Origin of the sequence: Winkia sp. UMB3158 (assembly GCF_030217145.1) — a bacterium.
Lineage (GTDB): Bacteria > Actinomycetota > Actinomycetes > Actinomycetales > Actinomycetaceae > Winkia > Winkia anitrata.
The window spans coordinates 134,004-151,393 of record NZ_JASONH010000004.1; the positions used below are offsets into that span (position 1 = coordinate 134,004).

Here is a 17,390-nt window from a genome sequence, read left to right on the forward strand (position 1 = left end):
AGAGGACACTTATGTTTCGCGATCTCGCGATAATCGTTTTCGAGGACGGCTTCTATCTTCCCGGAAAGGTATACGGAGCAACTGGTCGCGCGCTAGGCGAGGCTGTTTTTGCTACCGGTATGACCGGTTACCAGGAAACCCTGACCGATCCTTCTTACTATGGGCAGATCGTTATTCAGACTGCTCCGCATATTGGCAACACTGGCGTAAACCAGACAGATAACGAATCTAAGCGTATTTGGGTCGCAGGCTACGCTGTACGCGAGGGCTCGCGCATTACCTCAAATTGGCGTTCTGAAGGCGCTTTGGAAGATGCACTCAAAGAGCAGTCCATTGTCGGTATCTGCGAGGTCGACACGCGGGCTCTGACCCGGCACTTGCGGGAAAAGGGTGCGCTGAAGGCGGGCATCTTCTCTGGGGATGCGCTTCCAGCTGGAGCCGAGAACCTAACTGAGGCTGCACTGGCCAACCTGGTGTCAATCGTTTGTGAACAGCCTGCCATGGCAGGGGCTGCTCTTGCTGGGGCAGTAACTACCAAGGAAGCCTATGTAGTAGCGCCTACTGGCGAATACGAGGGGAAGACCCCGGTGGCTAAGGTGGCCGCCTTGGACCTTGGAATTAAGTCGCGCACCCCAGAACAAATGGCAGCTCGCGGCATCGAGGTACACGTCCTCCCACAGTCGGCCACGCTTGCCGACATTCTTGAAATCGAGCCGGACGGGGTGTTCTTCTCCAATGGCCCGGGTGACCCATCCACCTCTGAGCACGAGGTAGAACTGCTGCGGGCAGTGTTGGATCGGAAGATTCCGTTCTTCGGCATTTGCTTTGGCAATCAGATTCTTGGGCGGGCACTCGGATATGGCACTTACAAGCTCACTTATGGGCACCGAGGGGTAAACCAGCCGGTGCTAGACCGGGCTACCGGTCGAGTAGAGATCACGGCCCACAATCACGGTTTTGCGGTAGATGCGCCCGTAGACGAAGTATCGGTGGCCCCATATGACGATGGCCGTTACGGCAGGGTGGAGGTTTCCCACCTGGGGTTAAACGACGGGGTAGTAGAGGGGCTGAAAGCCCTGGATATTCCCGCCTTCTCTGTGCAATACCACCCGGAAGCAGCCGCCGGTCCTCACGATGCTGAGCATCTGTTTGATCGTTTCCTGACCATGATTGAAGACAATAAGGAGTCCAAGTAAATGCCTCGCCGCAATGACATTGAATCTGTTCTAGTTATTGGTTCTGGCCCCATTGTCATAGGTCAGGCTTGCGAGTTCGACTATTCGGGGACGCAGGCATGTCGCGTACTGCGCGAGGAAGGTCTGCGAGTTGTGCTGGTCAACTCGAACCCGGCAACCATCATGACTGATCCAGAGATGGCGGATGCGACTTACATTGAGCCGCTAACCACGCAGTCTTTGCGCCGCATCATCGATAAGGAGCGTCCGGACGCATTGCTGCCGACCTTGGGGGGGCAGACTGCACTAAATGCGGCGATCGCCCTCAAGAACGAAGGAATACTCGATGAGTTCGGAGTGGAACTTATCGGTGCTAGCGCTGAGGCCATCAATGCTGGCGAGGATCGTGATGAGTTCAAAGCCGTGGTTGAGCGCTGCGGGGCTGAAGTAGCTCGCTCCTACATTGCGCACTCATTGGAAGAATGCCACGAAGCCGCCGAGAAATTGGGCTATCCGCTGGTAGTGAGGCCCTCCTTCACCATGGGCGGACTGGGCAGTGGTTTCGCGTACAACCGTGAGGATCTGGACCGGATTGCCGGAGAAGGCCTGCACGATTCAATTACGAACGAAGTATTGCTGGAAGAGTCCATCCTGGGCTGGAAGGAATACGAGCTAGAACTGATGCGCGACAAGGCAGACAACGTAGTTGTGGTCTGCTCTATCGAGAACGTCGATCCGGTGGGCATCCATACTGGTGACTCGATCACTGTTGCACCTGCACTCACCCTGACTGATAGGGAACTGCAGAATCTGCGCGACATCGGTATCGCCGTCATTCGCGAGGTCGGGGTAGATACCGGCGGCTGTAACATTCAGTTTGCCGTGGATCCGAAGACCGGCCGCGTAATTGTAATCGAGATGAACCCGCGAGTTTCTAGGTCCTCAGCGCTTGCATCCAAGGCAACTGGTTTCCCGATCGCGAAGATGGCAGCCAGGCTGGCGGTGGGCTACACGTTAGACGAGATTCCCAACGACATCACCGGCTCTACTCCCGCATCTTTCGAACCGACACTCGACTACGTCGTGGTGAAGGTGCCGCGCTTTGCTTTTGAAAAGTTCCCTGCTGCAGATCCGCGTCTGACCACTTCTATGAAGTCTGTGGGCGAGGCGATGGCAATTGGCCGTAACTATGCCGAAGCTCTGCAGAAAGCAATGAACTCCATTGACAAGAAGGGCACTCGTTTCACCTGGAAGGGCACCGCGCCCTCGGCGGAAGAACTAGCTGAGTTGCTCGAGCAGATCAAAGTTCCGACCGAGCACCGGATGGTGCAGGTTCAGCAGGCTATCTGGGCAGGTGCTAGCGCCGAGCAGATAGTTGAGGCAACCCAGATTGACCCGTGGTTCGTTGATCAGGTTGTCCTGATCAACGAAATTGCAACTGCAATCGAGAAGGCCGATGCTTTGGACAAGCAGATCATGACCGAGGCTAAACGGCACGGTTTCACTGATCTGCAGATAGCAGAGATTAGGGGACTGACCGAAGACACAGTTCGCGAGGTTCGACATGCCTACGGGCTGTACCCGGTGTACAAAACCGTCGACACCTGTGCTGCTGAATTTGCTGCGGACACCCCCTATCACTACTCGACTTACGATTTCGAGAATGAGGTGGCCCCGCGCGATCGGGAAGCAATCATTATCTTGGGCTCCGGTCCCAACCGCATCGGTCAGGGCATTGAGTTCGACTACTCCTGTGTGCACGCGACCATGGAACTGGCAAAGGACTATGACACCATCATGGTCAACTGCAATCCGGAAACGGTGTCCACTGACTACGACATTTCTTCTCGGCTGTACTTTGAACCGCTTACCTTCGAGCACGTCCTCGAAATTTACCGTGCCGAATGTCAGGCCGGTCCTGTTGCCGGGATGATCGTTCAGCTCGGTGGGCAGACTCCGCTCTCCCTGGCAGCAAAGCTAGAGAAGGCTGGAGTGCCAATTATTGGTACTTCTCCAAAGGCAATCGATGCTGCTGAAGATCGCGAGATTTTCGGGGGAGTATTGGATCGGGCCGGACTCGATGCTCCTGCGCACGGTACTGCCCACACCGTCGAAGAAGCCCGCAGCGCCGCTTTGGAGGTTGGCTACCCGGTGCTGGTACGTCCTTCGTTCGTCCTAGGCGGTCGTGGTATGGCTATCATCTATGACGAGAAGGCTCTAAATGAGTATCTAGAATCTTCTGGTATCGCAGCCGAAGGCGCTGGCCAAGGGCCACTGCTGATCGACCGTTTCCTGGATGACGCGATCGAAATTGACGTGGATGCTCTCTACGATGGCACCGAACTATTCCTTGGCGGCGTCATGGAACACGTCGAAGAGGCCGGGGTTCACTCGGGCGACTCCTCATGTGTGATTCCGCCAATGACTTTGTCCCAGGCCCGCATTCGGCAGATTCGCAAAGCTACCGAAGCTATTGCTGCAGGCGTAGGTGTGCGTGGCCTGATCAACATTCAGTTTGCTCTGCTATCTGGCGTGCTCTACGTAATCGAAGCTAATCCGCGTGCCTCGCGTACCGTCCCGTTCGTTTCCAAGGCTACCGGCGTCTCCTTGGCTAAGGCAGCTGCCCGAGTAATGATCGGAAGGACGATTGCGCAGCTGAAGGAAGAAGGAATGCTGCCGGCAAAGGACGCCACAGAGATGGTTCCGGGCGATCCTACGGCAGTCAAGGAAGCCGTGCTTCCATTCAAGAGGTTCTTGGATTACGAAGGCAAGGTTGTCGACACAATCCTTGGCCCGGAGATGCGTTCTACTGGTGAGGTGATGGGATTCGATAAGAACTTCCCGATTGCTTTTGCGAAATCTTTGCTAGCTGTTGCTGGCGAGGTTCCGAGCTCTGGCAAATTGTTTATTTCGGTAGCCGACCGGGATAAGAGGGCGCTGGTGCTTCCCGCGCTGCAGCTATCCGAAATGGGCTTCGAACTATGTGCTACTAAGGGGACTGCTGCGGTTCTCGCTCGCAACGGTATCGATTGTGAGGTAGTGCGCAAGGCATCGGATGGCCGTGGCGAAGACGGCGAACCCACAATCGTGGATATGATTCACGATTCGAAGATTGCGATTGTAGTGAACACTCCAGGATCTCAGGGCTCGCGCGCGGATGGCTACGACATTCGCACAGCCACCACTAGTGCGGGTAAGCCGATTATCACCACTATGCAGCAGCTAACGGCCTACGTTCGTGCGCTGTCGATCGATCCTGCAGACTTCCAGGTTGCATCCTTGCAGGAGTACGCTGCCGATCGCATTGCTAGGAGGAACAAGTGAACTACGCTAAAAAGCTCGCCGCCCGCATGCGCGAATATGGGCAGGTGTGCGTGGGCATTGATCCGCATCAGAACCTACTGGAGCGCTGGGGCCTCGAGAACTCAGCGAAAGGCGCACTCGAGTTTGGGCTTCGAACGGTTGAGGCCGCGGCGGAAAACGCTGCGGCAGTGAAACCGCAATCTGCTCTGTTCGAATGCTACGGCAGCGCGGGAATTGCAGCTCTGGAGAAGATCTTGCAAGCTGCCCGCGACGCCGGACTCGTGTCTATATTGGACGTAAAGCGTGGCGATATTGGTTCGACTATGGCCGCATATGCAAGGGCTTACCTTGCTAAAGGTGCGCCACTGGAAGCAGATGCAATTACCGTTAGCCCATATCTCGGATTTGGCTCTTTACGCCCTGCCGTAGACCTTGCAATTGAAAATGGCAAAGGCCTGTATGTACTGGGACTTACGTCTAATCCGGAGGGGCCAGAGGTTCAGCAAGCAACTACTGCAAATGGCTATTCTGTGGCCAAATATGTAGTCGAACACGCAGCTGAAGTAAACAATTCCGCCTGTGGCAATAGTCACATGGGACCCATCGGGATAGTTGCGGGCGCAACTATCGGTGATGTACTCAAGAAACTGAACATTAATTTATCTAATGCTAAGGTTTCAATCCTCTCACCTGGATTTGGAGCGCAGGGGGCCGGAAAGCAAGAATTGGCAAGTGTTTTCAAGGGAGTGCAGGAGAATGTGCTCGCTTCGGCCTCTCGCTCAATTTTAATGAACGGGCCCGACAAGGCCGACCTGGTGAAGGCTATACAAAGCTTCCGCACGCAACTTTTCGAATAGTCATGTATGGGATAGGTGCTGGGCGAGCTTTTGCGTTAGTCCAGCAATATCGTAAGATTTTGCGCGTCTGTACAACTAATTCAATTAGAGAGGTTTTTATGGCTCTGCCTCCACTAACAGCCGAACAGCGTGCTGCTGCTCTGGAAAAGGCTGCTGAAGCTCGTCGCGTCCGCGCTGAAGTTAAGGTAGCTCTGAAGAAGCATCAGACCACCTTGTCGAAGGTGCTCAAGGATGCCAAAGAGGATGAAGCACTCGGCAAGATGAAGGTTGTTACCCTTCTGGAGTCTCTGCCCCGCGTAGGCTCGACCACCGCCCAGAACATTATGGAGGAGATTGGGATCGCTCAGTCGCGACGTATTCGCGGTCTGGGAGTTCACCAGGCTCAGGAGCTGATTCGCCGCTTCGGCTAGCTCAGTACTTTCGTAAGGGGGGCGCAGACTTGGTCTGTGCCCCCTTACGGATTTAAGCGACTATTTGGGAGCGGCGCCCAAGTAAGGCATGATTGTATCTATGAGCGCGAAACTTACGGTACTTGCAGGTCCCACGGCGGTGGGTAAAGGGACAGTAGTGGCAAGGTTGAGGGAGCTTTACCCAAACCTTTATGTTTCTATCTCAGCTACTACTCGCAATCCTCGTCCTGGTGAAGAGGACGGCAAGGACTACTATTTTGTCAATCAACATCGCTTTGACCAGTTAGTGCGCGATGGGAAGATGCTTGAATGGGCGCAGGTGCACGGGGCGCACTGCTACGGAACTCCAGCCGAACCGGTAGATAACGCCTTGTCTGAGGGTAGGGCGGTGCTAGTCGAGATCGACTTGGCCGGTGCTCGGCAGATTCGGCAGAAGCGCCCCGATGCTCAGTTAGTCTTCCTGCTTCCACCTTCGTGGGAGGAGCTTGTGTCGCGATTGCGCGGACGAGGAACTGAAGATGAATTAGAGCAGACTAGAAGACTGCAGACCGCAAAAGTGGAGCTTGCAGCTGCTGACGAATTCGACGTTCAAATCGTAAATGATGAGGTAAATACCGCAGTTTCTAAGCTGGCCTCCGTTATGGGCCTGGCATAAAATAGGGCAGTTGAAGGAAAGGAATCAAATGTCCGGAATTGTCGCACATCCCGAAGGAATTACGAATCCTCCAATCGACGATCTGCTCGAGAGGGTAGATTCCAAGTATGCATTGGTTGTGTACGCAGCAAAGCGTGCCCGTCAGATCAACACTTACAACCAGCAGGTAGCGGACGGGATGATCTCTACCCCCGGGCCTCTAGTTGAGGTTTCTCCTGAGGACAAGCCGCTCGGTACCGCGCTCCGCGAGATCAATGAGGGCTTGCTGTCTATGGAGCAGGGAACCGACAAGGAATAGTCCATGGCAAATGCGCTTGTAGGAGTAACCGGAGGGATCGCGGCCTATAAGGCAGTCGGTGTTGTAAGAGCTCTTATCAAGGCCGGCTGGCATGTCCGTGTTATTCCTACTGCTGATGCTTTGCAGATGGTGGGAAAGGCCACCTGGGAAGCTCTTACCGGAGAGCCTGTGCGGACGGGCGTTTTTGAAGATGCTCAGCACGTTGACCATATTGAGGCTGCCAGGAAGGCAGATGTTGCCCTGGTCGTGCCTGCAACAGCCAACGTACTCGCAAAGATGGCTTGCGGTATAGCGGACGATCTACTGAGCACCACTTTGCTAGCACTAACGTGTCCGCTGGTAGTGGTTCCTGCTATGCACACGCAGATGTGGGAGCACCCTGCCACGCAGACTAACGTGGATACATTGCGGACACGTGGCGTTCGCGTCGTTACTCCCGCGCAAGGAGATCTATCCTCCGGCGACTCGGGCCGAGGACGTTTGCCGGATGAAGCCACAATCTTGTTCCACCTCAAAGCGGCGCTGCGGAAGCAGTCGCTGCGAGGATATAAGGCTGCCGTGTCTGCTGGTGGGACTCGCGAGCCGCTCGATCCTGTGCGGTGGATTGGAAATCGATCCTCCGGGCGCATGGGCGCTTCTATTGCTAGTGAGCTTGCTGCCGCCGGCGCTGAAGTAACCTTTGTCGGAGCAAACGTCGAAGACGCGATAGTCCCCGCTGGCACGCGAGTCGTGTCTGTCGCTAGCACAGCCGAGCTCGAGGAGGCAATGCTCGCGGCACAGGCTGAGTGTGACATTCTAGTGCAGTGCGCCGCGGTCGCTGATTTTACTCCGAAGACAGTATCCGCCGGGAAAATCAAGAAGACGCCAGCTGACACCATGGTGCTGGAACTGACTAAGAATCCAGATATTTTGGCTGAATTGGCGCAGAATAGGCGACCTGGCCAGCTGGTGGTTGGCTTTGCTGCAGAGACTGGTACTCCTACAGAGGTGGCACAGCTAGGAAAAGAGAAGGCCCGCCGCAAGGGGGCTGATCTGCTTGTTATCAATCAGGTCGGAGATACCGCCGGATTTGGCGACGTTGACACGACTATTACGCTCGTCGATGCCAAAGGTCAACAGCTTGGCAGTGCACAGGGTCCAAAAGATGTTGTTGCCCGCGCCGTTGTTGAGGAAATTAGTACTCTAGCTTCTAAGTGCTAGAAAGTCCCGCAAGTTGGGAGAGAAGATCTATGAACCGTCTGTTTACTTCTGAATCTGTTACCGAAGGCCACCCCGATAAGGTATGTGACCGGATTTCTGACGCGATTTTGGACGCTGTCTTAGAACAGGATCCCAATGCGCATCTGGCTGTCGAAACCTTGGCAACTACTGGCCAGGTTCACGTAGCAGGCGAGATTACCACTGACGCCTACGTCGAGATTCCGCAGATTGTGCGCGGAGAAGTTTCTTCCATTGGTTACACCTCTTCCGAGGTTGGTTTCGATGGCAACTCTTGCGGGGTGCTGACCTCAATTGATCAGCAAAGCCCGGATATTCAGGCGGGTGTAGAGAAGTCGTGGGAAGTTCGAGACGACCTGAGTGGCGATTACGACGCGTACGACGTGCAGGGCGCTGGTGACCAGGGCCTCATGTTTGGGTATGCGTGCGACGAGACACCTGATTTGATGCCGGCACCGATTTGGCTAGCCCATAAGCTGGCCAAGCGACTGGCTCAGGTTCGCAAAGAGAACATCGTCGAGGGGCTTCGTCCGGACGGGAAGACCCAGGTCACTGTTGCTTATGAGGGCGACACCCCTGTAGGGCTGGATACTGTAGTGGTTTCCAGCCAGCATTCGCCGGATCTCGCCCTTGCCAAGTTGCGTCCTGCAATTGTCGAGACAGTTATTGAGCCGACGTTGGCTGAGCTGGGATGGTCTATGCCCGATTCGGATTCCGTCTTTGTGAATCCCGCCGGCCTATTCACGGTAGGCGGCCCCATGGGCGATGCAGGCCTGACTGGCAGAAAGATTATCGTTGACACCTACGGGGGGTACGCACGGCACGGGGGAGGCGCCTTCTCTGGCAAGGACGCTTCCAAAGTAGACCGCTCCGCCGCATATGCACTCCGGTGGGTGGCAAAGAATGTTGTTGCGGCAAAGCTTGCCTCGCGCTGTGAAATTCAGGTTGCTTACGCAATCGGAAAAGCTCGTCCGGTAGGTTTGTGGGTAGATACTTTCGGTACTGCTACAGTTCCGGAAGAGGCACTGCAGAAGGCAGTGTCTACCGTATTCGATCTGCGGCCGGCGGCCATTATCGATGCTCTGTCGTTGAAAGAACCTGTATTCAAGGCCACCTCCTCCTACGGCCACTTCGGGCGTAGTGAGTTCAGCTGGGAGAAGACGAATAAGATCGAGGAACTGAAGGCTGCCCTATAGTTTCATCTGTCTGTGGCAGAAGCTTTAATTAAGACATGATCCAAGATGCGCTTCTGGCACTGCCGGACCCTACCCCGCGCACTGTAACAGTGCCCGGGGTAGAAAATCCTGTGGTGTCAGTTTTAGTGGATCTATCGGTGCCGCACCTCAACCGTCCTCTGGATTATGTGCTGGATGCGAAGACACGCAATGCGAAGGTCGGTGGCCTGGTCCGCGTCAATATGGCGGGGAGCCGGCACAATGGCTGGGTAATATCTCGTGGTAGCACCACAGAGCATCCAGGCAGGCTGGCACGTATTCGCTCGGTAGTTTCAACTCAACCACTACTGACAGACAGTATTTACGAGTTAGCGGTACGGCTGAGCCGCAAATACTGCGGTTCCATTGCCGGGATCCTAGCTGAGGCTATTCCTAAGCGACATGCGCGTACTGAAGGTAGCTTTGTGCCTAACGAAGCGGACTTTCCCGATCTGCAGATTCGTAGCGACGTTTTTGCCGGTACCGATAGTGGCAAGGCGCTGTGTTCTCGTCTGCAAGCTGGGCAGTCTCCTAGAGCATTGGTAATGGGGATGCCCCCGTCGGGCGAACAGGGCTGGGTTGGTCAATACATAGCGCTCGTTGCCTCGACGCTTGCCTCGAAGCGAACTGCCCTGGTGATACTTCCTACAGCCTCTCAGGTAAAGTACTTCTCCACAATGCTGGAGCAGGCCGGAATTGATCATCTAAGAATGGGCTCCGGGCTCTCCGATGCACAACGCTATAGGGCTCACCTGGTCTGCCTAAGTGGAGGCACAAAGGTTGTTGTGGGGACCAGAAGCGCAATCTGGGCTCCACTTTCGGATCTTGGACTAATAGCAATTTGGGATGAGGCGTCCGATAGCTTGGAGGGCAGACGCAGTCCCTATCTGCATGCACGCACAATTGCCGTCGAACGTGCCGCACTTGCCCAATGCGGTCTAGTTCTTGGGGGATATGCTCGCTCTGTCGAGGCACACATGCTACTAGAGTCTGGCTGGTGTGCTTCCGTAACTCCTCTTAGGGAAGTGCTGCGGTCGCACACCTGTATCAACGAGGCGCCAACGGACCAGGAACTGGAGGCTTATGGCCCAAGCGGTCACATGCGCATTCCGCCTCCAGCACATAAATTGCTTGCTCGTGGACTCGAGCATGGGCCAGTGCTGATTCAGGCACCTCGGGAGGGCTACGTTCCGGTCACGGCTTGCGTCGATTGCGGTTCACTTGCAAGGTGCCAGGAGTGCTCTGGGCCGCTTTCGCTTTCTGGTGCCGGAATGTTGTCCTGTAACTGGTGCGGTAAGACGAATCCTAACTATCACTGTCCCGAGTGTGGATCGGCGCGAATCCGTTCTCGAAAAGTTGGGGCTCGTCGCGTTGGCGAAGAACTTGGCAGAGCATTTCCCGGAGTTACAGTTACTGTTTCTGGGGCGGCTAGGGCGGTTGTAGAAGAGATAGATGCCCAGCCTCGCCTTGTTGTTGCGACGCCGGGTGCTGAGCCAGTTGCCGAAAGGGGCTACTTTGCGGCTGTATTACTGGATGGGGCAGCCACGGCGGGGCGGCCAGAACTGTGGGCTCCCACTGAGGCTCTTAGACGCTGGTTTAATGCGGCCGCGTTAGTGCGTCCAGAGGGGAGGACTCTTCTTCTGGGAGCTGTAGATAGAGCACTGGCCGGAGCGTTTATTCGCTGGGATGGGCCCGGATGGGCCCGCAGAGAATATGAAGAGCGAAAAACTTTGGACTTACCGCCCGTGAACTGGATGGTTGCTGTTGATGGCGGTCAGGAGGCAGTTGAAGAGCTGCTCGCACAGCTGAAGGAATCTCCCCTCCAGCTAAAGTACGAGGTGCTTGGGCCGCTTCCTACAAGCAATGGGGTACGTGCATTGCTACGCAGTCATCTCGGCGAACATATGCAATTGATGACCGCGTTAAATGGCGTTCAGGCCAGTCGTAGTGCTGCTCGAAAGCAGAAAGTGCGCGTCCAAGTCTCGCCGGCAGATCTATGGTCGGTACACTAGCTTAGTGCGTTTAATTTTTGCTGGAACTCCTGATACTGCGCTGCCATTGCTAGAGGCAGTTGCCGCCCTAGAAGATCACGAAATCGTAGGTGTGCTCACCCGCCCGGATGCGCCTAGAGGACGGTCGAAGAAACTTCGTCCCTCTCAAATAGCGAAGAGGGCGGAAGAACTATCTATCCCCGTGTATAAACCGGCAACATTGAAAGATGAGGCTGCTCATCAATTGCTGGATTCATTGCATGCGGATCTGGCAGTGGTTGTTGCGTATGGGCAAATTATTCCGCCGCCAGCACTAGCACAGCTCCCCAAAGGCTGGATAAACGTGCATTATTCGCTGCTGCCCAAGTGGCGCGGGGCAGCGCCGGTGGAACGTGCTATCGAAGCGGGGGAGCGCGAAACGGGCGTAAGCATTTTCCAAATTGAAGAGGGCCTGGACACCGGCCCAATCTGGGACAAGCAAGAAGTCCCCATTTCCCCCTCTACTGATACCCCGCAACTGTTTGAAGCCTTGAATGTGAAAGCAGCCCAGATGATTGGGCACGTACTCGCTAAGATTGCCGATGGAAATGAGGCCCCTCTGCCACAAGAAGGAACGTCCTCTTATGCGAAGATGTTCAATAAGGCAGCTCAGCAAGTTGACTGGCAGCGCCCGGCTGAAGAGGTAAGCGCGAAGATCCGTGCCTTTACTCCAGGGGCATGGTCGACCCATCAGGGGACTCGTATGAAAATTGCCAGTCCAACTATCACAGCTAAGACCTTGCCGGCGGGGGCAATCCAGGCGACAAAAAAGCAGCTTTTCGTAGGCACCGGCACCGAGGCGCTCGAAATTGGGCAGGTTGCGCCAGCTGGTAAATCTTGGATGAGTGGGGCGGCTTGGGCTAGAGGAGCACACCTTGATGCTTCCTCAAAGATGGAGGAGAAATGAGCTATAGAGCTAAAGCTAAGAGGCTGGATCCAGCTCGTGAGGCTGCTTTTGAGGTCTTGTGTGCTGTAGATGAGCGCGATGCCTATGCCAATTTGCTATTGCCGAAGGTCTTGAGCCGCAAGCGGGTAAAGGGGCGCGATGCTGCATTTGCAACAGAGATTACCTACGGCACGTTGCGCGAGATGGCTCGTCTGGACGCGATTATTTCAAGTGCTAGCTCCAGGCTGGTTTCGAAGCTAGGTTTACCGGTTCGGGCTCTTTTGCGCATCGGTGCCTATCAGCTCCTTTATATGCGTGTGCCCGCACATGCTGCAGTCGCCGAAACAGTAGACCAGGCGCGGGTACACACCTCTGATGGGCCAGCCAAGTTGGTAAATGCTGCGCTTCGCCGAGTCAGCGAGCGCGACAATGAAGAATGGGATAATCGCATAACGCAGGGCAAAAGTGAGCAGCAGGCTTTAGCGATCTGTTCATCCCACCCGGAGTGGATTGTGGGTGCCATAGCGGAAGCGGCTAAAGCTGCAGGCAGGGCAGATGCGCTAGCAGACATCTTGTATGCGGATAATGAATCTCCGTATGTTACTCTGTGCGCCCGTCCTGGACTGATCGATCGGGAAAGGCTGGCCGATATTGCCGAGGACGAGCTTAATACCAATGTTGCCTTCTCGGATATCTCACCGTGGGCAGTAATTCTGCAGCACGGTGATCCCGCGCTGCTTGAACCTATCCAGAGGGGATACGCGGCAGTGCAGGATGCGGGGTCGCAACTAGTAGCTGGCTTACTTGCCGAGGCTCCCCTCGGAGGGACAGACGACCGCTGGTTGGATATGTGCGCTGGCCCTGGGGGAAAGGCGGGTTTGCTAGGCGCGTTGGCGGCACAGCGAGGCGCACGTCTGCTGGCAAACGAGATTACCCCACACCGGGCAGAGTTGGTTCGGCAGAACGTTCAATCTCTCAATAACGTCCAGGTGCAGGTGGCAGACGCCCTCGACTTGGAAGGCGAGGGCTTCGACAGGATCTTGTTAGATGCCCCCTGCACCGGTCTCGGCTCGCTGCGCCGACGGCCAGAAGCCCGCTACCGCAAATCTAACTCCGATCTAGCGAAGTTGACCGGGCTGCAGAGGAAACTGCTGCGTAAGGGCCTTGAAATGCTCCGCGGCGGCGGGGTACTTTGTTACGCCACCTGCAGCCCCCACGTGTGGGAAACCCGACTGGTCATTGCAGAGGTGCTAGCGGACCGCAGCGACATTGAAATAATTGATGCTGCCCAGGTCGCAAAGGATATTTCGGGAGTAGAACTAGGTAACGGACCAATGCTGCAGCTATGGCCTGACAGAGATGAAACCGATGCCATGTTCGCCGCACTTTTGCGGAAGAAAGGTTAGCCTAGATACATGACTACGATTTCTCCCTCAATTCTCAATTGCGATATAGCCGACCTACGCGGCGAGCTGGCGAAGATCAAGAATGCTGATTATGCCCACGTTGACGTGATGGACAACCATTTCGTCCCAAATCTGACATGGGGATTGCCGGTGGTGGAATCGGTAGTAAAAACAGGTATTTTGCCCGTTGATGCCCACCTGATGATCGAAAATCCTGACGTGTGGGCGCCGCAATATGCCGAGGTCGGGTGTGCGTCGGTAACCTTCCATGCGGAGGCTGCGGCAGCGCCTCTTCGACTGGCAAAAGAGATCCACAAGCTAGGGGCAAAGGTGGGGCTTGCGCTAAATCCTGCCACTCCGTTCGAGCAGTTCCAGGACGTGTTGGGCTACTTTGACATGATCCTGTGTATGACGGTGGAACCCGGCTTTGGGGGGCAGTCGTTCATAAGCGAGGTGCTGCCAAAAATTCGCCGGGCCCGCAAGGCTATTTCGGCTGCGGGTGTGCAAGTATCAATCCAGGTCGATGGCGGGGTATCCCGGAAGACCATTGAGCAGGCTGCCGATGCAGGTGCTGACGTATTTGTTGCTGGTTCTGCTGTGTTCGGTGCTGAGGACGCTGACAAGGAGATTTCCGCGTTGCGCTCACTGGCCGAGGGGCACTGCCACTGAGCTTTAGCTCAATGCGTAGTTGCCTGCGGCCCAACCGCTAACAAATATCGCTGCGTCCTCTTCCAAGCTGCGGCCCATCGTGCGGAGCCTAACGGGCGAGTCCTGTAAGAGCTCGTAGGCACCGCTGGCGTCGACCTCGCGAATGTGGTGGCGGCCAGCACAGGCCTGAGCAACTTGCTTGGCTACCAGGGCATCGAATCCTTCTGGCATGTTGTCTAGAGTGGCGAAAGAGGGGAGCGGAAGGTCTACCCCCACCTGCGTAAGGTCGGCTAAGACAGTGTGGGTATGGTGAGAAAGCCCCAGATGGCGGTTGCGCTTGTCCGCTCCGGAGATGCGCAGCGCGGCAATCGGGCGGGCCCCCAGCACAGCAGCCGCAGTCAAGGTCCAGGCTACGTCTACTCCGGAAAAACCGAACTCGGTGTCGCCCCCCAAATTTCCCGGCCCTTGCGAGACAACTATCAGGTCTGCAGATAGGGCAGCGGCTGCCACCTGTAGCGCTGAAGGAATAGAAACGGCTTCGTAGGTGCCGCCCCAAGCCTGTCCAGCGGTGACTGTCCCACATAACCAATTTGCGCGCACAAGCTCCGCTACTTGCATGGACAAAGGAAGCGGGAGGGCGGCCCCGTCTGTCATCACGTACGCAATTCTTGCGTCCGCCTTCGCTGCCCGCGCTCCGGAGATAATGGCGGGCAGCTGTGAGTGGAGGTCTGCCGCCACTACTGGAACATTCTCAATGCGAGTGAGCTTGTCATGCGTTGGCGACCCTTGTTCGTCGGCTGCCGAAACCATCACCTGGGTAGGCATGTACCGTGCCTTTACCATGTGGCCGTTAGGCAAATAGTCTGATGGAAGAGCGGAGAGGTTGGTGACAACACTTGCCTGCCCACCGGTGCCTAGACGTTTGGCGAGGGCGGAGCATTCCAGACGCAGACGGTCGCCTACCTTTACCGGCCCTACAATGCGGTCATAGGCGAGTGCGTGTAACCGCTGCCCTTTTCCTATCAGGGTTGCATTTGTAGGCGCGGAGTCTACTTCCACTTCAAAGATGCCCGCGCCTTCCCATGTACGAACGATGTTTACAACCACGCCATCTCGATAGATCATAAAGCTCATTTTAGGCGGTAGTGTAAGTACGTGACAGATTTCAGAGTGAAGGGTACTGAACGGGTAGCGAATTTGCTCGTTACCTTAGTCAATGCGCCTACTAAAGGAATAACCAAGGCAGCACTTTTGGAGTCGGTTGCGGGGTATACCCCAGCAGATGAGCGCACTTTTGAACGTGACAAGAAGACCTTGGTGGATGCGGGGATTGCACTTAAAATCCGCCAGGACGAGGTTTTTACAAACGAGACCTACTATTCGGTGGATTTAGCGAGTTCGGATTTGAAATTGGATTCGCTGGAGGCAGCGGTAGTGCTGGCCGCCATCCGCATGTGGTCGGATGATGCCGGCTGGAACGTCTCTCAGGTTGAATCGAAGGTGCCCGATGCCGCTCCAATTGACGTGCCGCAGTGGCATGTTTCAGGTACTGAATCTCTTACAGGCTTTATGGAGGCGCTGGTAGCGGGCCGCTCGGTTAGCTTCAAATACCGCAAGGGGAGCGGTGAAACTGAAGTACGGCACGTCGATCCGTGGCGGTTGCGTGCGAAGGATGGCGCTTGGTACCTACTCGGCTATGACCACGATCGTGATCGCGTGCGTACGTTTCGAGTGTCTCGGGTTATTGGAGAACCGACGCCGGGAGCGGTCATCTCGCATCCTGCTTCTGACGCGGTAGTGGATGCTTTCGAGATAGCCCCACTGGTTGCTATTGCTCCCGGTAGTGAGCATGCTTTACGGATGCGAGGTACGCGCCGGCCTGCTGACGAGCGAACCCCGGAGGGGTGGCAGAACTACTTACTTGAAGAGGACGATTTCCTAGCTTGGCTGGGGGATCTGGTTGAGTGCGGCCCCAACGTTGTGGTGCTAGCTCCCAATCGGCTACGACAAGAGGTAATTGCCCATTTTAAGAAGATGGTGGATGATGCCTAGTATTTCCAGTTCGAAGCACATTGTGCGCTTTGTATCCATTTTGGCCTATCTGCAGGCACACCCGGGCACTACCTTGCGTGAGCTTGCTAAGGCATTTGACACTGACGTGCGAGGAATGCGCAGAACACTTACTACTCTGGTAGGAGTTGGCCGCGGCTCCAGAGCGTACTGGGAATCGATAGTCGTGGACATTCCCTCCGACCCGGATGACGAAGTAAATGTTGACGACGACCAAGGAATTACCCGTGCCCTTGCGCTTAGTGCCACTGAAGCGGCAACGATTCTTGCGGGGCTGACAGTACTAGCTGAAACTCCGATACCGGAATTTGCTGAAATCGCCCGCAGAGCTGCAGCGAAAATCTCTGCTGCTGGTCTTGGAAAGGCCGAGGTATCAACTTCCCGCACGCCCCCTAGGATTGGCCAATTAGGCGGAATGGTGCAGCAGGCTCTAAACCAGGGCAACAACGTGCATCTGCGGTATGTAGACCGTGCTGACAAAGTAACCGAAAGAACGGTAGAACCTTGGCAATTGGAGCACTCTTACGGGCAGTGGAAGCTTGACGGTTGGTGTCAACTGGCCAACGCACCCCGGAGTTTCCGGCTAGATCGAATACTCGACCTAGAAATACTGGACGAGCCAATCGCGACGGATCGGTCTGAGCGAGTCGAGAGGCCTCCATTGCTTGAAGTCACGATGGTGATAGATCGCGAGCTGGGATGGCTGTGCGATACGGTCCCATCCAGGGTGCTTGCCCGTCATGAAGACGGAGCAATTGAGCTATCTTTGGTGGTGCGGGACGTCGAGTGGTTTACCCGACTCTTGCTACGACTTGGCAGCGGCATCCGCGAGGTAGATCAGAAGCTATTTGCGCAGGCGGCTACCGATCGCGCAAGAAAAGCACTAGCTTTATACAGATAGGGCAGAATTTATGGTTATTGTATGGATCTTGCTGGTACTGGCTGCCATCATCGTGCCAATTTTGCTTACGCTCAGGCTGTGGGGCAAGTTCCGGCAGTTGCTGGCTGTTGTTCCGTCTTTATTTGAAGCGCTCGTGCCGATGCCGGAGCCATCCCGCCCTCCACGTCACTGCGCACCTGGCGCAGTCGCAACTAGCACCCAGATCCGTGACTGTCAGGTTGCCCGGATGCAGATTCGCCTGAAGAGGCGCGAGGCAAGAGCGCGCCGCAGCGAGCAGGCTCTGCACAGATGGCATAGCATTGGCCTGACGGATTAGGGA

Annotated in this window: 16 protein-coding genes; 15 read left to right on the forward strand and 1 reads right to left on the reverse strand. The window is 55.7% G+C overall.

Annotated elements, in window-relative coordinates:
- Positions 1 to 11 precede the first annotated feature (11 nt).
- The 12 genes from carA (at position 12) to rpe (ending at position 14,121) form a co-directional block, all read left to right on the forward strand.
- Positions 12 to 1,196, forward strand: a complete 1,185-nt coding sequence (gene carA / locus QP400_RS05615; protein ID WP_004805220.1) for a glutamine-hydrolyzing carbamoyl-phosphate synthase small subunit — start codon at positions 12 to 14, stop codon at positions 1,194 to 1,196.
- Positions 1,197 to 4,499, forward strand: a complete 3,303-nt coding sequence (gene carB / locus QP400_RS05620) for a carbamoyl-phosphate synthase large subunit (RefSeq protein WP_004805222.1) — start codon at positions 1,197 to 1,199, stop codon at positions 4,497 to 4,499. It abuts the gene before it with no gap.
- Positions 4,496 to 5,335 (forward strand): orotidine-5'-phosphate decarboxylase, encoded by an 840-nt coding sequence (pyrF, locus tag QP400_RS05625; RefSeq protein ID WP_004805223.1) that lies wholly within the window; start codon positions 4,496 to 4,498, stop codon positions 5,333 to 5,335. The genes carB and pyrF overlap by 4 nt, the downstream gene beginning before the upstream one ends.
- A 98-nt stretch (positions 5,336 to 5,433) precedes the next feature.
- The gene (mihF, locus tag QP400_RS05630; RefSeq protein WP_004805226.1) at positions 5,434 to 5,745 is read left to right on the forward strand and encodes an integration host factor, actinobacterial type; all 312 of its coding nucleotides are present in this window, start codon (positions 5,434 to 5,436) and stop codon (positions 5,743 to 5,745) included.
- Positions 5,746 to 5,845: 100 nt separating this feature from the next.
- Positions 5,846 to 6,400 (forward strand): guanylate kinase, encoded by a 555-nt coding sequence (gmk, locus tag QP400_RS05635; protein ID WP_004805229.1) that lies wholly within the window; start codon positions 5,846 to 5,848, stop codon positions 6,398 to 6,400.
- Between the two features lie 28 nt (positions 6,401 to 6,428).
- Positions 6,429 to 6,698 (forward strand): DNA-directed RNA polymerase subunit omega, encoded by a 270-nt coding sequence (rpoZ, locus tag QP400_RS05640; protein ID WP_004805231.1) that lies wholly within the window; start codon positions 6,429 to 6,431, stop codon positions 6,696 to 6,698.
- A gap of 3 nt (positions 6,699 to 6,701) precedes the next feature.
- Entirely contained in the window at positions 6,702 to 7,898 is a 1,197-nt protein-coding gene (coaBC, locus tag QP400_RS05645) for a bifunctional phosphopantothenoylcysteine decarboxylase/phosphopantothenate--cysteine ligase CoaBC (protein ID WP_004805233.1), read from the forward strand.
- Positions 7,899 to 7,927: 29 nt separating this feature from the next.
- Positions 7,928 to 9,112, forward strand: coding sequence for a methionine adenosyltransferase (gene metK, locus QP400_RS05650; protein WP_004805234.1), 1,185 nt, complete (start codon positions 7,928 to 7,930; stop codon positions 9,110 to 9,112).
- A 35-nt stretch (positions 9,113 to 9,147) separates the two neighbouring features.
- On the forward strand, positions 9,148 to 11,142 hold the full coding sequence (locus tag QP400_RS05655; RefSeq protein WP_004805237.1) for a primosomal protein N' family DNA-binding protein: 1,995 nt from the start codon (positions 9,148 to 9,150) through the stop codon (positions 11,140 to 11,142).
- Between the two features lie 4 nt (positions 11,143 to 11,146).
- Positions 11,147 to 12,067, forward strand: a complete 921-nt coding sequence (gene fmt / locus QP400_RS05660) for a methionyl-tRNA formyltransferase (RefSeq protein ID WP_004805238.1) — start codon at positions 11,147 to 11,149, stop codon at positions 12,065 to 12,067.
- Entirely contained in the window at positions 12,064 to 13,452 is a 1,389-nt protein-coding gene (locus tag QP400_RS05665) for an RsmB/NOP family class I SAM-dependent RNA methyltransferase (RefSeq protein ID WP_004805240.1), read from the forward strand. Before fmt ends, QP400_RS05665 begins: the two co-directional genes overlap by 4 nt.
- Positions 13,453 to 13,461: 9 nt before the next feature.
- Positions 13,462 to 14,121 carry a ribulose-phosphate 3-epimerase gene (gene rpe, locus QP400_RS05670; protein ID WP_048707317.1) on the forward strand — a complete coding sequence of 220 codons (660 nt, stop codon included), beginning with the start codon at positions 13,462 to 13,464 and terminating at the stop codon, positions 14,119 to 14,121.
- Positions 14,122 to 14,124: 3 nt separating this feature from the next.
- Here the strand turns inward: rpe and QP400_RS05675 are convergent, their stop codons facing one another.
- Positions 14,125 to 15,225: a DUF3866 family protein gene (locus tag QP400_RS05675; protein WP_004805245.1), complete on the reverse strand. Its 1,101-nt coding sequence runs from the start codon at positions 15,223 to 15,225 to the stop codon at positions 14,125 to 14,127.
- 30 nt (positions 15,226 to 15,255) lie between these two features.
- Here QP400_RS05675 and QP400_RS05680 point away from each other — a divergent pair, with 30 nt between their 5' ends.
- The 3 genes from QP400_RS05680 to QP400_RS05690 are packed head-to-tail and all read left to right on the forward strand — an operon-like array spanning position 15,256 to position 17,387.
- Complete coding sequence (locus QP400_RS05680; protein WP_004805248.1) at positions 15,256 to 16,152, forward strand: helix-turn-helix transcriptional regulator; 897 nt, start codon at positions 15,256 to 15,258, stop codon at positions 16,150 to 16,152.
- On the forward strand, positions 16,142 to 17,071 hold the full coding sequence (locus QP400_RS05685; RefSeq protein WP_040314671.1) for a helix-turn-helix transcriptional regulator: 930 nt from the start codon (positions 16,142 to 16,144) through the stop codon (positions 17,069 to 17,071). The genes QP400_RS05680 and QP400_RS05685 overlap by 11 nt, the downstream gene beginning before the upstream one ends.
- Before the next feature lie 10 nt (positions 17,072 to 17,081).
- Positions 17,082 to 17,387 carry a hypothetical protein gene (locus QP400_RS05690; protein ID WP_004805252.1) on the forward strand — a complete coding sequence of 102 codons (306 nt, stop codon included), beginning with the start codon at positions 17,082 to 17,084 and terminating at the stop codon, positions 17,385 to 17,387.
- Positions 17,388 to 17,390: the final 3 nt, after the last annotated feature.